General features: G+C 53.6%; 15 protein-coding genes. 11 read left to right on the forward strand and 4 right to left on the reverse strand.

Annotated features, from left to right (window positions below; all coding sequences use genetic code 11):
• Nucleotides 1-7: 7 nt before the first annotated feature.
• Entirely contained in the window at nt 8-886 is an 879-nt protein-coding gene (yghU, locus tag MIH18_RS21420) for a glutathione-dependent disulfide-bond oxidoreductase (RefSeq protein ID WP_249013447.1), read from the forward strand.
• 69 nt (nt 887-955) lie between these two features.
• Entirely contained in the window at nt 956-1852 is an 897-nt protein-coding gene (locus tag MIH18_RS21425; protein WP_349292908.1) for a hypothetical protein, read from the forward strand.
• Nucleotides 1853-1950: 98 nt separating this feature from the next.
• Here the strand turns inward: MIH18_RS21425 and phbB are convergent, their stop codons facing one another.
• The gene (gene phbB, locus MIH18_RS21430) at nt 1951-2700 is read right to left on the reverse strand and encodes an acetoacetyl-CoA reductase (RefSeq protein ID WP_249005286.1); all 750 of its coding nucleotides are present in this window, start codon (nt 2698-2700) and stop codon (nt 1951-1953) included.
• A gap of 196 nt (nt 2701-2896) precedes the next feature.
• Here phbB and MIH18_RS21435 point away from each other — a divergent pair, with 196 nt between their 5' ends.
• Nucleotides 2897-3328: a MaoC family dehydratase gene (locus MIH18_RS21435; protein ID WP_249013449.1), complete on the forward strand. Its 432-nt coding sequence runs from the start codon at nt 2897-2899 to the stop codon at nt 3326-3328.
• Between the two features lies 1 nt (nt 3329).
• Here MIH18_RS21435 and lpxH read toward each other — a convergent pair whose 3' ends face one another.
• A complete protein-coding gene (lpxH, locus tag MIH18_RS21440) occupies nt 3330-4055 on the reverse strand; it encodes a UDP-2,3-diacylglucosamine diphosphatase (protein WP_249005284.1) in 726 nt (241 codons plus the stop codon).
• Nucleotides 4052-4561 carry a peptidylprolyl isomerase gene (locus tag MIH18_RS21445; protein ID WP_249013450.1) on the reverse strand — a complete coding sequence of 170 codons (510 nt, stop codon included), beginning with the start codon at nt 4559-4561 and terminating at the stop codon, nt 4052-4054. Before MIH18_RS21445 ends, lpxH begins: the two co-directional genes overlap by 4 nt.
• A gap of 148 nt (nt 4562-4709) precedes the next feature.
• Between MIH18_RS21445 and MIH18_RS21450 the strand changes: the two genes are divergently transcribed.
• The 3 genes from MIH18_RS21450 (at nt 4710) to MIH18_RS21460 (ending at nt 10178) form a co-directional block, all read left to right on the forward strand.
• Complete coding sequence (locus MIH18_RS21450; RefSeq protein ID WP_249013451.1) at nt 4710-6380, forward strand: glutamine--tRNA ligase/YqeY domain fusion protein; 1671 nt, start codon at nt 4710-4712, stop codon at nt 6378-6380.
• Nucleotides 6381-6457: 77 nt separating this feature from the next.
• Complete coding sequence (cysS, locus tag MIH18_RS21455; RefSeq protein ID WP_249013452.1) at nt 6458-7858, forward strand: cysteine--tRNA ligase; 1401 nt, start codon at nt 6458-6460, stop codon at nt 7856-7858.
• 139 nt (nt 7859-7997) lie between these two features.
• Entirely contained in the window at nt 7998-10178 is a 2181-nt protein-coding gene (locus MIH18_RS21460) for a malate synthase G (protein ID WP_249013453.1), read from the forward strand.
• Nucleotides 10179-10243: 65 nt separating this feature from the next.
• Here the strand turns inward: MIH18_RS21460 and MIH18_RS21465 are convergent, their stop codons facing one another.
• Nucleotides 10244-10945 (reverse strand): GntR family transcriptional regulator, encoded by a 702-nt coding sequence (locus MIH18_RS21465; RefSeq protein ID WP_249005279.1) that lies wholly within the window; start codon nt 10943-10945, stop codon nt 10244-10246.
• Between the two features lie 158 nt (nt 10946-11103).
• On the opposite strand from MIH18_RS21465, the gene dctP reads away from it, so the two are divergent.
• The 5 genes from dctP to MIH18_RS21490 all read left to right on the forward strand — a co-directional run bounded on the left by dctP (nt 11104) and on the right by MIH18_RS21490 (nt 16989).
• A complete protein-coding gene (gene dctP / locus MIH18_RS21470; protein ID WP_249005278.1) occupies nt 11104-12102 on the forward strand; it encodes a TRAP transporter substrate-binding protein DctP in 999 nt (332 codons plus the stop codon).
• Nucleotides 12103-12211: 109 nt separating this feature from the next.
• Complete coding sequence (locus MIH18_RS21475) at nt 12212-12733, forward strand: TRAP transporter small permease (RefSeq protein WP_026224061.1); 522 nt, start codon at nt 12212-12214, stop codon at nt 12731-12733.
• A gap of 2 nt (nt 12734-12735) precedes the next feature.
• On the forward strand, nt 12736-14067 hold the full coding sequence (locus tag MIH18_RS21480) for a TRAP transporter large permease (RefSeq protein ID WP_249005277.1): 1332 nt from the start codon (nt 12736-12738) through the stop codon (nt 14065-14067).
• Between the two features lie 46 nt (nt 14068-14113).
• A complete protein-coding gene (locus MIH18_RS21485) occupies nt 14114-15469 on the forward strand; it encodes a malonyl-CoA decarboxylase (RefSeq protein ID WP_249013454.1) in 1356 nt (451 codons plus the stop codon).
• Nucleotides 15466-16989 carry a malonyl-CoA synthase gene (locus tag MIH18_RS21490; RefSeq protein WP_249013455.1) on the forward strand — a complete coding sequence of 508 codons (1524 nt, stop codon included), beginning with the start codon at nt 15466-15468 and terminating at the stop codon, nt 16987-16989. Before MIH18_RS21485 ends, MIH18_RS21490 begins: the two co-directional genes overlap by 4 nt.
• Nucleotides 16990-17017: the final 28 nt, after the last annotated feature.

Here is a 17017-nt window from a genome sequence, read left to right on the forward strand (position 1 = left end):
GTAAACAATGCCAGACAAGGGTTATACACCGCCAAAGGTATGGACTTGGGACAAAGCCAACGGCGGTGTTTTTGCCAGCATTAACAGGCCGGTTGCCGGGGCTACCCACGACAAACCCCTGCCTACCGGAAAGCACCCGTTTCAACTGTATTCGCTCGCGACGCCCAACGGCGTAAAAGTAACCGTGATGCTAGAGGAACTGCTAGAGCTGGGCATTGTTGATGCTGAGTACGACGCCTGGTTGATCAACATTGGCGAAGGCGATCAGTTTGGCAGTGGTTTTGTCGATATTAATCCCAACTCGAAAATTCCAGCGCTGCTGGACCATTCCGTGCAACCACCTCAGCGGTTGTTTGAATCAGGCTCTATGCTGTTGTATCTGGCCGAAAAATTTGGCGTGCTGCTCCCTAAAGACGCCGCTGGCCGCACTGAAACCCTGAACTGGTTATTTTGGCAGATGGCCAGTACGCCGATGTTGGGCGGAGGTTTCGGTCACTTCTACGCCTACGCACCGGAAAAATACGAGTACCCGATTGACCGCTACGCGATGGAAGTAAAGCGCCAGCTGGATGTGCTGGATCGGCAACTGGCGCACAATCGCTATATTGCTGGTGACACCTACACAATCGCAGACATTGCGGTTTGGCCCTGGTACGGAGCGCTGGTAAACAATCTGGTTTACGAAGCAGCAGAATTTCTGGACGCGCAAAGCTATACCCACGTGCTGCGCTGGGCCGCAGAAGTGGCGAAGCGCCCGGCGGTACAGCGTGGCCGTATGGTGAATAAAGTGACCGGCGAGCCTCATAAACAGCTCCGCGAACGCCACGACGCCAGCGATTTTGAGCTGCGCACTGAAGATAAAATAAATCCGGGCGGGGGTGCCTGAGCGTTGGGCAAAAATAGTATTCGCGGGCAGCGTCAGTATCGCACTCGAGTGTCTGCACTTTTCGCCTTGATGCTGGTGGGCGCTCTGGCGGCACTGATGGCCGGCTGCGAACAAAACACCGGTATCGGGATGGAAGGGCAAAGCGAAAATCCGGAGCCCGAGACTCTTGATGTTAATCAGCCGCAGGTGGCTGGTGAGGGCGTTAGCGATATTTCCCTGGTGTTAAAGCCCGCGCAGCTTGACTGGATTGGTCAGCAGATTTTCCAGAACGAATGCGCGGGGCAGTTTCGCTGCCTGGTGCACTGGAACGACGGTGAGGCATTTCCGTCACTCGGTATCGGCCATTTCATCTGGTACCCGAAAGACGTTGAAGCGGGTTTTGTCGAGAGTTTTCCCACACTGATTGATTACATGGCCCAGCGTCAGCGGTCGATTCCGGATTGGCTGCGGGAGCTTAAGCCGTTTGATGCACCCTGGGCAGATAAAGCGGCCTTTGAAGCGGTGGGAAATTCACCCGAGGTAGCGGAACTGCGAGAATTTTTGGCGGGCACCCAAGGTGTTCAGGCAGAGTTCATATTTCGCCGGGCGCAAGTGTCTATAAAGTCCGTTGTTGAGGCGGCACCATCATCCCGGCAGCTTGCAGTAAGCAATCACCTGGCGCAGCTGAGCCAAACACCGGGTGGTGTTTATGCATTAGTGGATTATGTGAACTTCAAGGGCGAAGGGTTGGCAGCATCTGAACGTTATGAAGGTGAGGGCTGGGGCTTGCTGCAGGTTCTTCAGGCCATGCCGGAACACTCTGCCGATCCGGTGCTGCAACAGTTCCGCGAAGCGGCCGACAAAGTGTTAACCCGTCGCGCTGAGCTGGCGACTCAGGCGCGCGAACGCGAGCAGTGGTTGCCCGGCTGGCGCAAGCGCCTGAACACCTATCGCGAGCCGGACGTAATGACACTGCCGGAATCCTGATCGCCGCTAGCTGAATGCATTTCTATATCTTAGCCATTAAAAAAGCCGGAGTTCATTCACTCCGGCTTTTTTTACTTTAGGCTTTTCAAGGTTTGGCGTTAGCCCATGAACTGACCGCCGTTGACCACCAGGTCTGCGCCCGTCACAAAGCCAGCGTCTTCGGCGGTCAAAAACACTACCGCGCGGGCGATATCGTCTGGCTGCCCAAGGCGGCCCACCGGAATGTCCGCAACAATACTTTCCAGCACTTTCTCAGGCACTGCGCGCACCATCGGGGAATCAATGTAGCCCGGCGAAATCGAGTTGACGGTAACGCCTTTGCGGGCACCCTCAAGTGCAATCGATTTGGTGAAGCCGTAAACGCCGGCCTTGGCAGCAGCGTAGTTGCTCTGCCCGAACTGGCCTTTGCCACCGTTAATGGAGGATATGTTGACAATGCGGCCAAAGCCACGGTTGCACATGCCCTCAAACGCGTGGCGGCACATGTTGAACATGGAGTTCAGGTTTACGTTGATAACCTGGGTCCACTGATCTGCCCCCATTCTTTTCAACGGTGAGTCGTTGGTGATGCCGGCATTATTGACCAGCACATCCACCGGGCCGAACTCTTTTTCCACGCTTTCCATAAAGGCTTTGCAGCCGTCATAGTCGGCAACGTCCACCGGCATAATGTTAACGGTGTAGCCTGCCTCGGCCATGGTTTTTTGCCACTGTTCAGCTTTTTTGCGCGGCTCGTCGCCTGGGCGGTGAGTGGCGATAACGGTACGATCCTGATCGGTTAGCTGTTTGCACATTGCGGTGCCTAGGGCTCCGATTGCACCCGTCACAATGGCGACACGATTTGGCATATAATTCTCCCTTGGGTTTTATTTTATCTTCCGTCAATTCAGCCCGGCCAATAGTTTGTGTGTCTGCCGGTTGGCATTTGAGTACTCTGTTTCAACGATGGAAATCAGGTTACATTTTTAGTGTAGCAGGGGAATAAAAAAGCGCAGTTGGGCTTTAGTTTAATCCCGAATTTTTCTGACAAAAATAGGAATTAAAATGGACGACTTACACGGTTATTATCTGGAAGATTTGGAAGTAGGTATGACAGCCAGCGTCACGAGAACCATCACCGACGCAGACGTTGTTCAGTTTGCCAAGTTAAGCGGCGATAACAACCCTGTGCACCTGAATGACGATTACGCCAAAACCACTCCGTTCAAAGCCCGCGTTGTTCACGGTATGTTCAGCGCAGCGCTGATTTCTGCGGTGCTTGGCACGAGGTTACCGGGGCCGGGTGCGATCTACATTGACCAGCAGCTGCGCTTTAAGGCACCAGTGTTCATTGGTGACACCGTTGTGGCGAGTGCGGAAGTAGAGGAAGTTGATCTGAGACGGCGCCGGGTCAAGCTGAAAACCGTGTGCACGGTCGATGGCAAAGTGGTTGCCGAGGGTTACGCCACCAATATGGTCGTTAGCCGCCCGGCCTGATTTAAAGCGCCTGTTTGTTCAGCTGCAGCGGCTGGTCTGCTGCGGCTTCCAGCCACCAAACGTGGCTGTCCCAATCCCCAAGCACAATCCGTTCAGCAGGCTGATCATTCACCTGCAACGGGTGTCGGGCCGGGCGATGGGTGTGGCCGTGAATCAGCTGCGACACGTTATGCTGTTCCATCACTCGCAATACTTCTTCGGGCGTCACATCCATAATGGCTTGGGTCTTGCTCTTGTTCTTGGCCATACTCAGTTCGCGCAGTTGGCGAGCCATCAGCTGGCGGTCTTTCAGCGGGCGAGCCAGTAGCATTTGCTGGGTTTTCAGGTTGCGCATGTTGGCGCGGAATTTCTGATATTCCACATCGGCGGTGCACAGGCTGTCGCCGTGCATCAGCAGGGTGGGGATGCCGTACAGATCAATCACGGTCGGGTCGTCCAGCAGGGTTGCCCCGATACGCTGGCAATAATCCACACCCAGTAAAAAGTCCCGGTTGCCGTGCATCACATACACAGCGGTGCCGCCATCGCTGACGTGCTTCAATGCTGCGGCAATCTGTTCTTGCAAGGGCGTGTGCTCATCGTCGCCAATCCAGGCTTCAAAGAAATCGCCCAGAATGTACAGTGTGTGAGCACTCACCGCGCGATCTTGCAAGAAGGTAAGAAACGCCCGTGTAATGTCCGGGCGTGACTCTTCTAGGTGCAGATCGGAAATAAACAGCGTGGTCACGCCCCGCCTCCATCCTCGATTACTTCGGCTTTTTCGATGATCACGTCTTCCGCAGGAACATCCTGGTGGCCGGCTTTCATCGTGGTGCGCACTGCGCGAATTTTGTCGACAATGTCCATGCCTTCGGCCACTTTACCAAAGACGCAATAGCCCCAGCCTTCCGCAGTTTTGGCGGAATGGTCCAGAAAACCGTTGTTTTCAACGTTGATGAAAAACTGCGCGGTTGCGGAGTGCGGGTCCATGGTGCGGGCCATGGCAACGGTGCCGGCCATGTTGTTAAGGCCGTTGTCGGCTTCGTTCTGGATAGTCGCGCGGGTTTTGCGCGGGGTCATGTCCGGTTCGAAGCCGCCGCCCTGAACCATGAAGTTGCTGATCACCCGGTGAAATATCAGGCCGTCAAAAAAACCTTCACGCACATACTGTTCGAAGTTTTTGGCGGTTTCCGGTGCCTTGTCGTAATCCAGTTCCAGCTTGATAGGGCCGTGGTTGGTTGTCAGCAGAATCATAGGGTTTTCCTGTTTTGTGAGGGAAGGTTGTGCGCAATGCACACATTGCTCGTCATTGTACGCAAGAGTTTGGCGCGGTGCATGAGTCTGCAGTGCTTTTATGCGTATAATAGCTCGCTCAGATCCACCTCCTTTTTGCAGAGATTGTATGAGCGCCGAGCCCAAGAAAGCCCATAACTTTATTCAGAGCCTGATTGAAGACGCCGTCGCCAAAGGCGCGCACACAGGCACGGTCGTGACCCGTTTCCCGCCGGAGCCCAATGGTTACCTGCACGTTGGCCACGCCAAAGCCATTTGCCTGAATTTTGGCATTGCCAATACCTTTGGCGGTGAATGCAATTTGCGTTTTGACGATACCAACCCGGAAAAAGAAAGCCAGGAATACATCAGCGCGATAAAAGCGGATGTGGAGTGGCTCGGTTATCAATGGCAAGGAAAGGTGCATTTTGCCTCGGACTATTTTGATGCTCTGTACAACTTTGCCGAAGAGCTGATTGAGCGCGGCAATGCTTACGTCTGTGCCCTCAGCGCCGACGAAATGGCGGACTACCGCGGCAGCCTTAAAGAGCCTGGCCGCAACAGTCCTTATCGCGAGCGCGCGGTGGAAGAAAACCTGAAACTGTTCCGCCAGATGCGCGACGGTGATTTCCAAAACGGCGAAATGGTGCTGCGGGCGAAGATTGATATGGCATCGCCCAATATCAATATGCGCGACCCGATTCTGTACCGCATCCGCTACGCCGAACACCACCAGACCGGCAACAAATGGTGCATCTACCCGATGTACGACTATACCCATCCGATTTCAGACGCGCTGGAAGGCATTACCCATTCCCTGTGTACGCTGGAATTCGAAGACCACCGCCCGCTGTATGACTGGGTGCTGGACAACATCAGCGTACCTTGTCACCCGCGCCAGATTGAATTTGCGCGGCTGAACCTGAACTACACCATTACCAGCAAACGCAAGCTCAAACGTTTGGTGGACGAGCACATCGTTGACGGTTGGGACGACCCGCGCATGCCCACCATTTCAGGGTTGCGCCGCCGCGGTTACACGCCTGAGTCTTTGCGCACCTTCTGCGACATGATCGGTGTGAACAAAGCGGGCGGCACCGTAGACATGGGCATGCTGGAGTTCGCCATCCGCGAAGATTTGAACATCCGTTCGCCCCGCGCCATGTGCGTGATGCGTCCATTGAAGGTCACGCTGACCAACTACCCGGCTGACAAAACCGAAACCCTGGTGTTGCCGGTGCATCCGCAAAATCCGGATATGGGCAGTCGCGAAGTGACCTGGAGCCAAACCCTGTTTATTGATCGCGAAGATTTCGCCCTGGAAGCGCCGCGCAAATGGAAGCGACTGGCGCCGGATCAGGCCGTGCGCCTGCGCGGCGGCTATGTGATGACTTGCCGCGAAATCATCCGCGACCAGAGTGGCGAGATTGTCGAACTGAAGTGCGAATACGACGAAAACACTCTGGGTGTGAACCCTGAAGGCTACAAGCCCAACGGTGTGATTCACTGGGTGTCTGCAACGGACAGCGTGGAGTGCGACATCAACGTGTACGACCGCCTGTTTAACGCGGAAACGCCAGACAGCGATAAAGAAGGCGATATGCTGGACCACCTGAATCCGCACTCTTTGGTGGTTTTGCAAGGCGCCCGTGCCGAACGCAATCTGGCGTCGCCGGCGAGCGATCTGCCGTATCAGTTTGAGCGCGAAGGTTACTTTTTCTTCGACCAGAAGCTGACAGAAAAAGCGGGCAAGCCGGTGTTCAATCGCACCGTCACCCTCCGCGATTCCTGGGGTAAATAATCCGCAACGAGCCGGCCTTTTGAAAGGTCGGTTCGCTGCGTTCAGGCCCGCAATGAAACGGTAAACGAGAGTATTTTGTGATCAGAATCTACAACACCCTTAGCCAGAAAAAAGAAGAGTTCAAACCCCTAGAGCCGGGCAAAGTCGGTATGTACGTGTGCGGCATGACCGTGTACGACTACTGTCATCTGGGCCACGCTCGGGTGTTGGTAGCGTTTGATGTGATCACCCGATATTTGCGCCACAGTGGTTTTGATGTGAACTACGTGCGCAACATCACCGACATAGACGACAAAATTCTGCGCCGCGCCGATGAAAACGGCGAGGTGTACACCGACCTGACTGAACGCATGATTGCCGCTATGCACGAAGACGAAGCCCGTCTGGGTGTGCTGTCGCCTAACGCTGAGCCCCGTGCTACAACGTTCATTAGCGATATGATCGCGATGATTGAAACTCTGATTGCCGGTGGCCACGCCTACGCGGCAGACAACGGCGACGTGTATTTTTCGGTATCGTCGTTTGCGGATTACGGCAAGCTCAGCAAGAAAAAATTGGAAGACCTGCTGGCGGGCGCCCGGGTGGACGTAGAACAGGCCAAACGCAGTCCGGCGGATTTTGCCCTGTGGAAAGCGGCGAAGCCTGATGAAGTGTTCTGGCCGTCGCCCTGGGGCAATGGTCGCCCGGGTTGGCACATTGAGTGCTCGGCCATGGCCAATCACTGCCTGGGTGACACCTTTGATATTCACGGTGGTGGGCCAGACCTGTTGTTCCCCCACCACGAAAACGAAATTGCCCAGTCAGAATGCGCCACGGGTCACACGTTTGTGAATACCTGGATGCACGCTGGCGCCATTCGGGTGAACAAGGAAAAGATGTCCAAGTCACTGGGCAACTTTTTTACCATCCGCGAGATTATGGAAACCTATCCGGCGGAAGTGGTGCGCTACTTTTTAGTGTCCAGCCATTACCGCAGCCAGGTGGATTACTCCGAAGACAATCTGATTGAATCCGGTCGTAGCCTGACCAAGCTTTACAATGCGCTGCGTGGTGTCACTCCGCTGGCCAGCGATGCGGTGGTGCGGACTGCACACGACACGCTGTTCGCCGAGCGCATGGATGACGATTTCAACTGCGCGGGCGCGATGGCGATTTTGCACGCCATCGCCGGCGAAATAAATCAGCAGCGCCGTGACGGCGACGAACAAGCCGCTGCGGCCAGCGCTACGGTGCTGGTGCGCCTGGGCTCTGTGCTGGGTTTGCTACAGCAAGACCCGGAGCTGTTTTTCCAGGGTGACAGCGGTAGCGGGCAGGGCGATGAGTTGAGCGCCGAGCAAATCGAAACGATGATTCAGGCCCGTGCGGACTCCCGCAAAGCTCGTGACTTCGCCGGCGCAGACCGGATTCGTGACGAGCTGTTAGCGCGGGGAGTTATTCTGGACGATTCCCGCGAGGGTACTAGCTGGAGGCGCGGGTAAGCCGGCTAAAACGCTGTATAAGGCTTGGTTTATCAAGAAAACACCCCAGGTGAAGGATTTATCAACGTAGTCGATCCGATACGCGATATCACGTAGAATATTGCGTTCGGGAATTTCTTAACTTACTGAGGGAAATACGATGACATCACGCGTACCGCTTGACGGTCTTCAGGTTGCCGGGAATTTATACGACTTCATTAATAATGAAGCGATCCCTGGAACGGGTCTGGATGCAGACAAATTCTGGGCTGACTTCGCCAAAATCGTCAACGATCTTGCGCCCCGCAATCGTGAGCTGTTAGCCAAACGCGATTCCCTGCAGGAAAAACTGGACGCCTGGAACCATAATCACCAGCACCAGACTCCGGATATGTCCGTTTATAAAGATTTCTTGAAAGAAATCGGCTATCTGGTCGACGAGCCGGCCAATTTCAGCATTTCCACTGCTAACGTAGATCCCGAAGTAGCCGTCATGGCGGGGCCACAGCTTGTTGTGCCAATCATGAACGCGCGCTTTGCCCTGAACGCAGTCAACAGCCGTTGGGGTAGTTTGTACGATGCGCTTTACGGCACCGACGCGATCCCTGAGACGGGCGGCGCCGAAAAGACTGCAGGCTACAATCCCAAGCGCGGCGAGCTCGTCATCGAATTTGCCCGTGACCTTCTGGACAGTTCAGCGCCTTTAGCCTCTGGCAGTCACAAAGACGCAGCGCTCTATCATGTTGCCGGTGGCAAACTGGTTGTAGACCTGAAAAACGGTGATAGCATCGGGTTGAAAGATGAAACCGGTTTTGTCGGTTACACCGGTTCGGCAGACGCCCCTACGGGCATTCTGCTGGTTAAAAACGGCATGCACTTTGAAATCCAGATCGACGCTACTCATCCCATTGGCAAAACCGATGGTGCTCACGTTAAAGACGTGCTGATGGAATCGGCGCTGACCACCATTATGGATTGTGAAGACTCGGTAGCCGCAGTTGACGCAGACGACAAAGTTCTGGCCTACCGCAACTGGCTGGGCCTGATGAATGGCAGTCTGGAAGAAACCTTTGAAAAAGGTGGCAAGCCGTTAACCCGCAAGATGAATGCGGATCGCGTTTACACCGCCGCCGACGGTAGCGAACTGCAATTGAAAGGCCGCAGCGTGATGTTCATCCGTAACGTGGGCCACCTGATGACCAACCCGGCGATTCTGCTGGCAGATGGCAGCGAAGTACCGGAAGGCCTGCTGGATGGCGTGATGACATCGCTGATGGCAATGCACGATCTTCAAGGCAACAGCCGGTTTCAGAACAGCAGCCAAGGCTCGGTGTATATTGTTAAGCCGAAGATGCACGGCCCGGAAGAAGTTGCGTTCACCAACGAGTTTTTCGGCCGGGTGGAAGACGCTTTGGGCTTGCCGCGTTTTACCTTGAAAGTGGGCATTATGGACGAAGAGCGCCGCACCACGGTGAACTTGAAGGCCTGCATTCACGCCGCGAAAGATCGCGTGGCGTTTATCAACACCGGCTTCCTGGACCGTACCGGTGACGAAATTCACACCTCCATGAAGCTCGCTCCGTTTATCCGTAAAGGGAAAATGAAGCAGGCCACATGGATTGGCGCTTACGAACAGTGGAACGTAGACATCGGCCTGGAAGCCGGGTTTCGCGGTGTCGCGCAAATTGGCAAGGGCATGTGGGCCATGCCGGATTTGATGGCCGATATGCTGGAACAGAAAATTGGGCACCCAAAAGCCGGTGCTAACACTGCCTGGGTTCCATCACCGACCGCCGCCACCCTGCACGCCACGCATTATCATCAGGTGAGTGTGGCTGATATCCAGCAGAAGCTGGAAAGTCGCGAGCGTGCAAGCGTGGATGATATTCTCACGGTGCCCATCAATCTGAACTCGAAAGATTTGACCGCGGCGGAAATTCAAGAGGAATTGGATAACAACGCCCAAAGTATTTTGGGCTACGTGGTGCGCTGGATCGACAGTGGCGTAGGTTGCTCTAAAGTGCCCGACATCAATAACGTGGGCCTTATGGAGGACCGGGCTACCCTGCGGATTTCGTCGCAATTGCTGGCGAACTGGCTCTATCACGGTATCTGCAACACGCACCAGATTGAAGAAACCATGAAGCGCATGGCGCTGATCGTAGACAAGCAGAACGCCGGTGACGCAACCTATCGCCCAATGGCGGATAATTTTGCCGACAGCATTGCGTTCCAGGCGGCTACGGATTTGGTGCTGAAAGGCGCCGAGCAGCCGAATGGCTACACAGAACCGTTGCTGCATGCATATCGTTTGAAGGCAAAAGCGAAATACGGACAGTAATTCGCCGTCGATGCAGTTTCTACCGCTCAGAAGTCTATGTGGTAGGAACTGCATGTTTCTTGATTTTATTTGGTTATTGAGTCGCGGGCATTTTGAATCGGTTCTCGTGACAAGTCGCTGTACGCCTTGACCCGTACCGCGAAATCGCCAAAATTCTCGCCCTGAATCAGCACGTGTTGCCGAAGTCTCTCCTCCGCTAGTGCCGCATCCCCCGCATTAATTGCTGAATAGATATTGCGATGCTCCTGAATGGAGTCTGTTACGCGACCACGAATTTGAAGCTGCAAGCGACGGTATGGCTTCAAGCGTTGTTTGAGTTGACGTGCTTCGGTGGCAAGGAATGCATTGTGACTGGCGTTGTAAATACAATTATGAAAGTGTTCATTTTCGTAATAGTAGTCGTCAGGGTTTGCTCGAATAGCCGGGTCTTCACAGCGCAGTAACGCAGCCTTCAACACAATCAGCTCATCTTCCGTTATGCGGCGGGCGGCCAACCGTCCGCACATCCCTTCGAACTCGGCCATCACTTCGAACATTTCGATGAGCTGATCGAAACTCACCTTCGCGATAAAGGTGCCTTTTTTCGGTAATACCATCACCAAACCACTGGCAGAAAGCTGCTGAATCGCCTCTCGGATAGGGGTTCTGGACACGCCGAACTGTTTTGAGAGTGCTTCGGGATCCAACTTCTCCCCGGGTAGCAGGCGGCCATTAATGATGGCGTCTTCCAGGAAATCTTTGAGCTTTTGAGTATTTGGACGCTTCATGCTGGCTTTGCTCCGGCGGTTGTGAACACAGATTTTGCCTCGTGGTCTCTCGCTGTTCATCACGCCACGTTGACAATAGTACACATAAAAGATAATGATATATATATCAGCAATGCCTGATGAATATTACAAAAACAAAAGCGTCGGAGAAGATCACTATGAAACTGCCTTTCGCAAAACTGGCTATCGCTGCCAGCCTCTCGTTTTCACTCATTGGTGCAGCCGCAGCCGATACGACATTAAGAGTGTCGCATCAGTTCCCAGGCGGCAAAGGTGACGTCAGGGATGAAATGGTCCAGCTCATGGCCCGTGAAGTAAAAGCCGCGGATGTTGGTCTGGAACTACAAATTTACCCCGGTCAGTCACTGTTCAAAGCAAAAGAGCAGTGGGGTGCGCTCGTTCGCGGTCGGCTGGATATGACCTCTTTGCCTTTAGACTATGCCAGTGGACGTCACCCTGAGTTTTCGGCAACCTTGATGCCCGGTCTGGTGCGGAGCCATGAACGCGCTCAGCGGCTGAACGATTCCAAATTTATGGACATGATAAAAACCGTTATTAACGATGCAGGTGTCCGGGTTCTTGCAGATGCCTGGTTGGCTGGTGGTTTTGCGTCTAACGCGCAGTGTGTCACTTCGCCGGATACTGTTCAGGGTCAGTCTATGCGAGCCGCCGGCCCGGCGTTTGATGAGATGCTTGCAGTCGCAGGTGCGTCCATTGCCTCAATGCCATCGTCCGAAATATACACCGCCATGCAAACTGGCGTGTTGGACGGTGCCAACACCTCATCAGGTTCGTTTGTCTCCTACCGCATATACGAGCAAGTCACCTGCTTGACGGCGCCTGGAGAAAACGCTCTTTGGTTTATGTATGAACCAATCCTCATTTCGGAACGAAGCTGGAGCAAGCTCAACGAAGTTCAGCAGAGCGCTCTGATGGCGGCTGCCGAGAAAGCCGAGACCTACTTTGCCAAAGAGGCTGCAGGCCTTGACCAGAAGATGGCCGACGTTTTCGCCGAGAACGGTGTTGAAGTTGTCAGCATGTCACCCGAGGACTATCAAGCATGGCTTGATATTGCCAAAAAGAGTTCCTACAAGACGTTTGCTGAGAATGTCCCTAACGGCCAAGCCCTGATTGACGCAGCACTCGCTGTCGAATAGGCCGTTAACCCTCAATTGACCGGGGCGTTACGTCCCCGGTGACTGTGGTATCCATTGGTGACGTCTCATTGCTGGGGCGATGCCTACATCATTCGACCTTAGGGATTCTATGTCTCAGCCTATGACCCACTCAATAGCATCTCGCAATAGCGTTATTGCAGGTTATATCCGCGTTATGGACACGCTTGCGATTGTTACCGCCGTGATCGCTGCCATTCTGCTCGCGCTTGGCGTTCTGGCTGTTGTGCAAATGGTTTTCACGCGCTATGTGCTCGGTGAAAGCACCATATGGCAGACAGAGTTTACGACCTATGCCATTACCGCAGCTATGTTGCTAGCAACGCCTTACGTTCTGAAAACCGGCGGGCACGTAGCGGTAACCGTTCTGCCCGACGCTCTGCATGGACTGCCCAAACGCATCATGCGCTTGACGGCCTCGCTTGTCGGGCTGAGCTTCTGCCTCGCCCTAGCTTATGGTTCTTGGTACTACGTCTACGAAGCATACACCATGGCCTGGACGACCGGCACGGTGTGGAATCCTCCCCTGTGGCCCGCAGTGTTGCCTATGGCCGTTGGTGCAAGCTTGCTATCACTGCAATACGTAGCAGAAATTCTTCGTGGAGAGGCCTGATCATGGATCCCGTTACAAGTGGCATTCTGGTTGTTATAGCGCTGTTGGTTCTGATGGCCATAGGTACGCCCATTGCGTTTGCTTTAGGTGCAGTTGCTCTGGGTGCATTGATGTTGGACCGCGGCGTTGGTGAGTTGATTTATTTTGGTGAAACTTTTTTTGGCAACATGGCCTCGTTTGGTTTTGTTGCTATTCCCATGTTTATCCTGATGGGGGCGGCTGTTGCCTCTTCCCCGACCGGTCGCGATCTATATCGCTCACTGGACTTGTGGATGGGTAAACTGCCGGGAGGACTGGCAATTTCAAATATTGCCGCTTGCTCAATTTTCGCGGCCTTGTCCGGCTCGTCGCCCGCCACAAGTGCAGCGATCGGTAAGCTTGGTATTCCAGAAATGCGCAAGCGTGGTTACCCAGACGGTGTAGCTGCAGGCTGTATTGCTGCAGGTGGCACCCTGGGCATTCTGATTCCGCCCTCGGTCACAATGATTGTGTATGGCATTTCCACTGAAACATCCATTGGTCGGTTATTCATCGCAGGCGCCATCCCGGGCCTTATGTTGGCCGGTCTTTTCATGGTTTGGACGCTGATTGCGTGCAAGCTTCACGGTGGTTATAACAGCGCCAACCCCGTCGCCCAAGCTGCCGCCCAAATGAAAGAGAACGTTGAAGGCAATGTGAAAGCCCTGATTCGGGTGCTGCCCTTCATGGTTGTGGTGTCAGGTATTTTGTTTGCTTTATATGGCGGCGTTGCGACACCTTCCGAGGCGGCCGGCGTGGGTGCATTTCTGTGTCTGGCGCTTGCCATCATTGTGTACAGAATGTGGCAGACCAAACCGATCGTTACAATTATGCGGGACGCACTGCGTGAAAGCGTAATGATCATGTTGATCATTGCTTGCGCCGAGATTTTTGCTTTTGCGTTGTCGTCTTTGTTCATCACTCAAACCGTCGCTGGCGCTATCGCCGACCTTGAAGTCAATCGATGGGTGCTGATGGGCATTATCAATCTGTTCTTGTTGGTATCGGGTTTCTTCCTGCCGCCAGTGGCCGTCATTGTGATGGCGGCTCCTATTTTATTGCCCATTATATTGGCAGCAAATTTTGACCCTTACTGGTTTGCAGTGATCCTGACCATCAACTTGGAAATTGGACTGATCACCCCGCCGGTGGGTTTGAATCTGTTCATTATAAAAGGTATAGCGCCCGATATTGCACTGCGCGACATATTGTTGGGCAGTTTGCCTTATGCCCTTTGCATGGTGCTGGGTATCCTGTTGTTGTGCTTTTTCCCAGAAATTGTCACTTGGCTGCCGGACTTGCTTATGGAGTCCTGATTCGGTCTTTAAATTTCCGATACATCTGAGGAAAGGCGTTATGAACATGAGTTTTTTGCAAGAGTTATTTAACAGCATTACCCAGCGAGAAGCTTCTCGATGGCGGCGCATCGGCAGTCTCGACCATTGCGACCACAGTCAACTGGTAACGGCCTGCCAAGCGCTACTTCAAAGTGACGGTGAAGCCTCAAGTATAAGCCTTGCCAGTCGAGCGCTGGAAATTTATGCCCGTTTAGACGATGACGAAAAGTGTTCTTTTTTCGAGCAGCTGGCTATGCTTTTTTCGGCCGAGCCGGAGCAGATTGACCAAGCCTACCTGGCTTACAAGATGGCACGAACCAATGAAAATCTTGAGACTTTGTTTGAATCCTGCGAGCCACGGCGGCAAGAGTTATTAAGACGGCTTAACCTGTCCAGTGGTGGCACGCACAAGCTGGTGAAAATGCGGGAGGACATGCTCGCCTTGATGGCAAATAGTGCAGATCTTAAAGCCATTAATTCGGATTTTATGCACCTTTTTGGCTCGTGGTTTAACCGGGGCTTTCTGGTGCTGAAGCGCATTGACTGGAACACGCCTGCCAATATCCTGGAAAAACTTATCCGCTACGAAGCGGTGCATGAAATTCAGGACTGGGATGATCTTCGGCGCCGATTGGATGCCAGGGATCGCCGTTGTTTCGGTTTTTTCCACCCCGCTATTGGTGATGAACCGCTGATTTTTGTTGAAGTTGCGCTCAACAAAGGATTGCCCAGCCAGATCCAGCCTATTTTGGATAGCGACAGCTACGATATTGACGATCCTGAGTCTGCCGATACGGCGGCGTTCTTCGGTATCAGTAATTGCCAAGTCGGGCTGCGAGGCATTTCATTCGGTAATTTTCTGATAAAGCAGGTGGTACAGGAACTGAAGCAAGAGTTACCTAACTTGAAATACTTTGTGACTTTGTCACCGGTACCCAATTTCCGTAGATGGCTGGAAACAACCTGCTCCGATGATGCGTGCATGCTAAGCCCGGAAGCCCAGGAGACACTCAAACATTTGGATGATTCTGACTGGCATAAGAACGAAGAGCTTGCGGAGCGTCTCGGTAGCCTAATTAAGCCGTTGGCGGCACGCTACCTACTGAAAGAAAAAACCACCAACGGCCAACCAATGAACCCAGTTGCCCGCTTTCATCTGGGTAACGGGGCTGAGCTGCACCGCATCAATTGGCTTGGCGACATCTCGGCCAAAGGTATGAAGCAATCTGCTGGGCTCATGGTTAATTACCTCTATGTACTCGACAATATTGAACGCAATCATGAGCAGTACAGCACCAGTGGCACCATTGTGTGCTCATCCGGCGTTCGTGATCTTAGCCGCAGGAGCCGCAAGCTGCTCAAAGGAGAGTCTGATAAATGAGTCATAATCTGTTCGATACCTTCTCAACCCGTATGCGTGCTCGCCAAGATGCGAAATTTATCGTCACACCAGGTGGGCGCAACTACACCTATGCCCAGGCGCTCGATATAAGCGCCACTTTGGCCGCTACCTTGGTATCCCTGGGGGTGAGTCCAGGCGACCGGGTAGCTGTGCAGGTCGAAAAAAGCCCGGAGGCCATCTTGCTCTACCTGGCTTGTTTGCGCATGGGTGGTGTGTATTTGCCCTTGAACACAGGTTACACAGCGTCAGAAATCGGATATTTTTTAGGCGATGCAGAGCCGGCTCTGTTTGTTTGCAGGCCCGACTCCTTTGACGCAGCCAATCAGATTGCGGCAGATACCGGGTGCCCTCAGGTAGTCACTCTGGGTACAGAGGGTGACGGCACGTTGATGGATAAAACCGCTGGCGTGACACCGTTTTCGGGTATTGAAGCCCGGGCTGATAGTGATCTGGCGGCCATTCTTTATACCTCTGGCACCACTGGACGCTCGAAAGGCGCTATGTTGACCCACGGGAACCTAGGCTCTAACGCCAAAACGTTGGCAGAAGCATGGTGTTTTACCGAAACCGACCGGTTGATTCATGCCCTGCCTATCTTTCATACCCACGGTTTGTTTGTAGCCTGCAACGTTGTGCTGATGTCCGGTGCCAGCATGTACTTTTTGCCCCGGTTTGACGTCGACAGCGTTATTGGTGCGATGGCGGCTGGCACCGTGCTCATGGGAGTGCCAACATTCTATACCCGTTTGTTGCAGGACACGCGCCTGACCCCTGAGCTTACCGCTAATGTGCGTTTGTTTACCTCTGGTTCTGCGCCCCTGACGGCGGACACTCATAACGCATTCCAACAGCGTACGGGGTTCGCCATTCTTGAACGCTATGGTATGACTGAAACCAATATGATTACCTCAAACCCCTACGACGGTGACCGTCTTGCCGGCACCGTTGGCATGCCCTTACCCGGCGTCGAGGTCCGAATTACCGATGCCGAAACTCACAAGATAGTCGCACCGGGCGATATCGGTATGTTGGAAGTTCGCGGCCCTAACGTGTTCAGCGGCTATTGGCGTATGCCCGAGAAAACACGCGCCGAACTTCTTGACGATGGTTTTTTCGTGACCGGCGATCTCGCCATGACCGATGACCGCGGGTACATCCACATAGTTGGTCGCGATAAAGACCTGGTGATTTCAGGTGGTTTTAACGTTTACCCGAAGGAAGTCGAGCAGGTCATCGACGAAATGGACAGCGTTGTGGAGTCGGCGGTGATTGGTGTGTCGCACCCCGATTTCGGTGAGGGTGTTACGGCTGTAGTGGTTTTAAAGCCAGGTGCCAAGGTTGAAGAGGCACATGTGCTGTCCGAGCTGACTGACAAACTGGCCAAGTACAAGCAGCCCAAGCGGGTGTTTTTTGTCGACAGCCTGCCCCGCAACACAATGGGCAAAGTCCAGAAAAATCAGTTGCGGGACCAATACAAAGACATTTACGCCGACGTCTAATCCATATTTAACGCAAAGAGATGTCTAT

Origin of the sequence: Marinobacter sp. M3C (genome assembly GCF_023311895.1) — a bacterium.
Lineage (GTDB): Bacteria > Pseudomonadota > Gammaproteobacteria > Pseudomonadales > Oleiphilaceae > Marinobacter.

Bases quoted from the DNA above. Each gene is read 5' to 3' on its own strand.
- MIH18_RS21485 (WP_249013454.1), top strand. From the start codon at position 14,114: ATGAGTTTTTTGCAAGAGTTATTTAACAGCATTACCCAGCGAGAAGCT.
- MIH18_RS21435 (WP_249013449.1), top strand. From the start codon at position 2,897: ATGGACGACTTACACGGTTATTATCTGGAAGATTTGGAAGTAGGTATG.
- MIH18_RS21445 (WP_249013450.1), bottom strand. From the start codon at position 4,561: ATGATTCTGCTGACAACCAACCACGGCCCTATCAAGCTGGAACTGGAT.
- MIH18_RS21465 (WP_249005279.1), bottom strand. From the start codon at position 10,945: ATGAAGCGTCCAAATACTCAAAAGCTCAAAGATTTCCTGGAAGACGCC.
- phbB (WP_249005286.1), bottom strand. From the start codon at position 2,700: ATGCCAAATCGTGTCGCCATTGTGACGGGTGCAATCGGAGCCCTAGGC.
- dctP (WP_249005278.1), top strand. From the start codon at position 11,104: ATGAAACTGCCTTTCGCAAAACTGGCTATCGCTGCCAGCCTCTCGTTT.
- MIH18_RS21490 (WP_249013455.1), top strand. From the start codon at position 15,466: ATGAGTCATAATCTGTTCGATACCTTCTCAACCCGTATGCGTGCTCGC.
- MIH18_RS21460 (WP_249013453.1), top strand. From the start codon at position 7,998: ATGACATCACGCGTACCGCTTGACGGTCTTCAGGTTGCCGGGAATTTA.
- MIH18_RS21480 (WP_249005277.1), top strand. From the start codon at position 12,736: ATGGATCCCGTTACAAGTGGCATTCTGGTTGTTATAGCGCTGTTGGTT.
- MIH18_RS21450 (WP_249013451.1), top strand. From the start codon at position 4,710: ATGAGCGCCGAGCCCAAGAAAGCCCATAACTTTATTCAGAGCCTGATT.
- MIH18_RS21425 (WP_349292908.1), top strand. From the start codon at position 956: ATGCTGGTGGGCGCTCTGGCGGCACTGATGGCCGGCTGCGAACAAAAC.
- yghU (WP_249013447.1), top strand. From the start codon at position 8: ATGCCAGACAAGGGTTATACACCGCCAAAGGTATGGACTTGGGACAAA.
- MIH18_RS21475 (WP_026224061.1), top strand. From the start codon at position 12,212: ATGTCTCAGCCTATGACCCACTCAATAGCATCTCGCAATAGCGTTATT.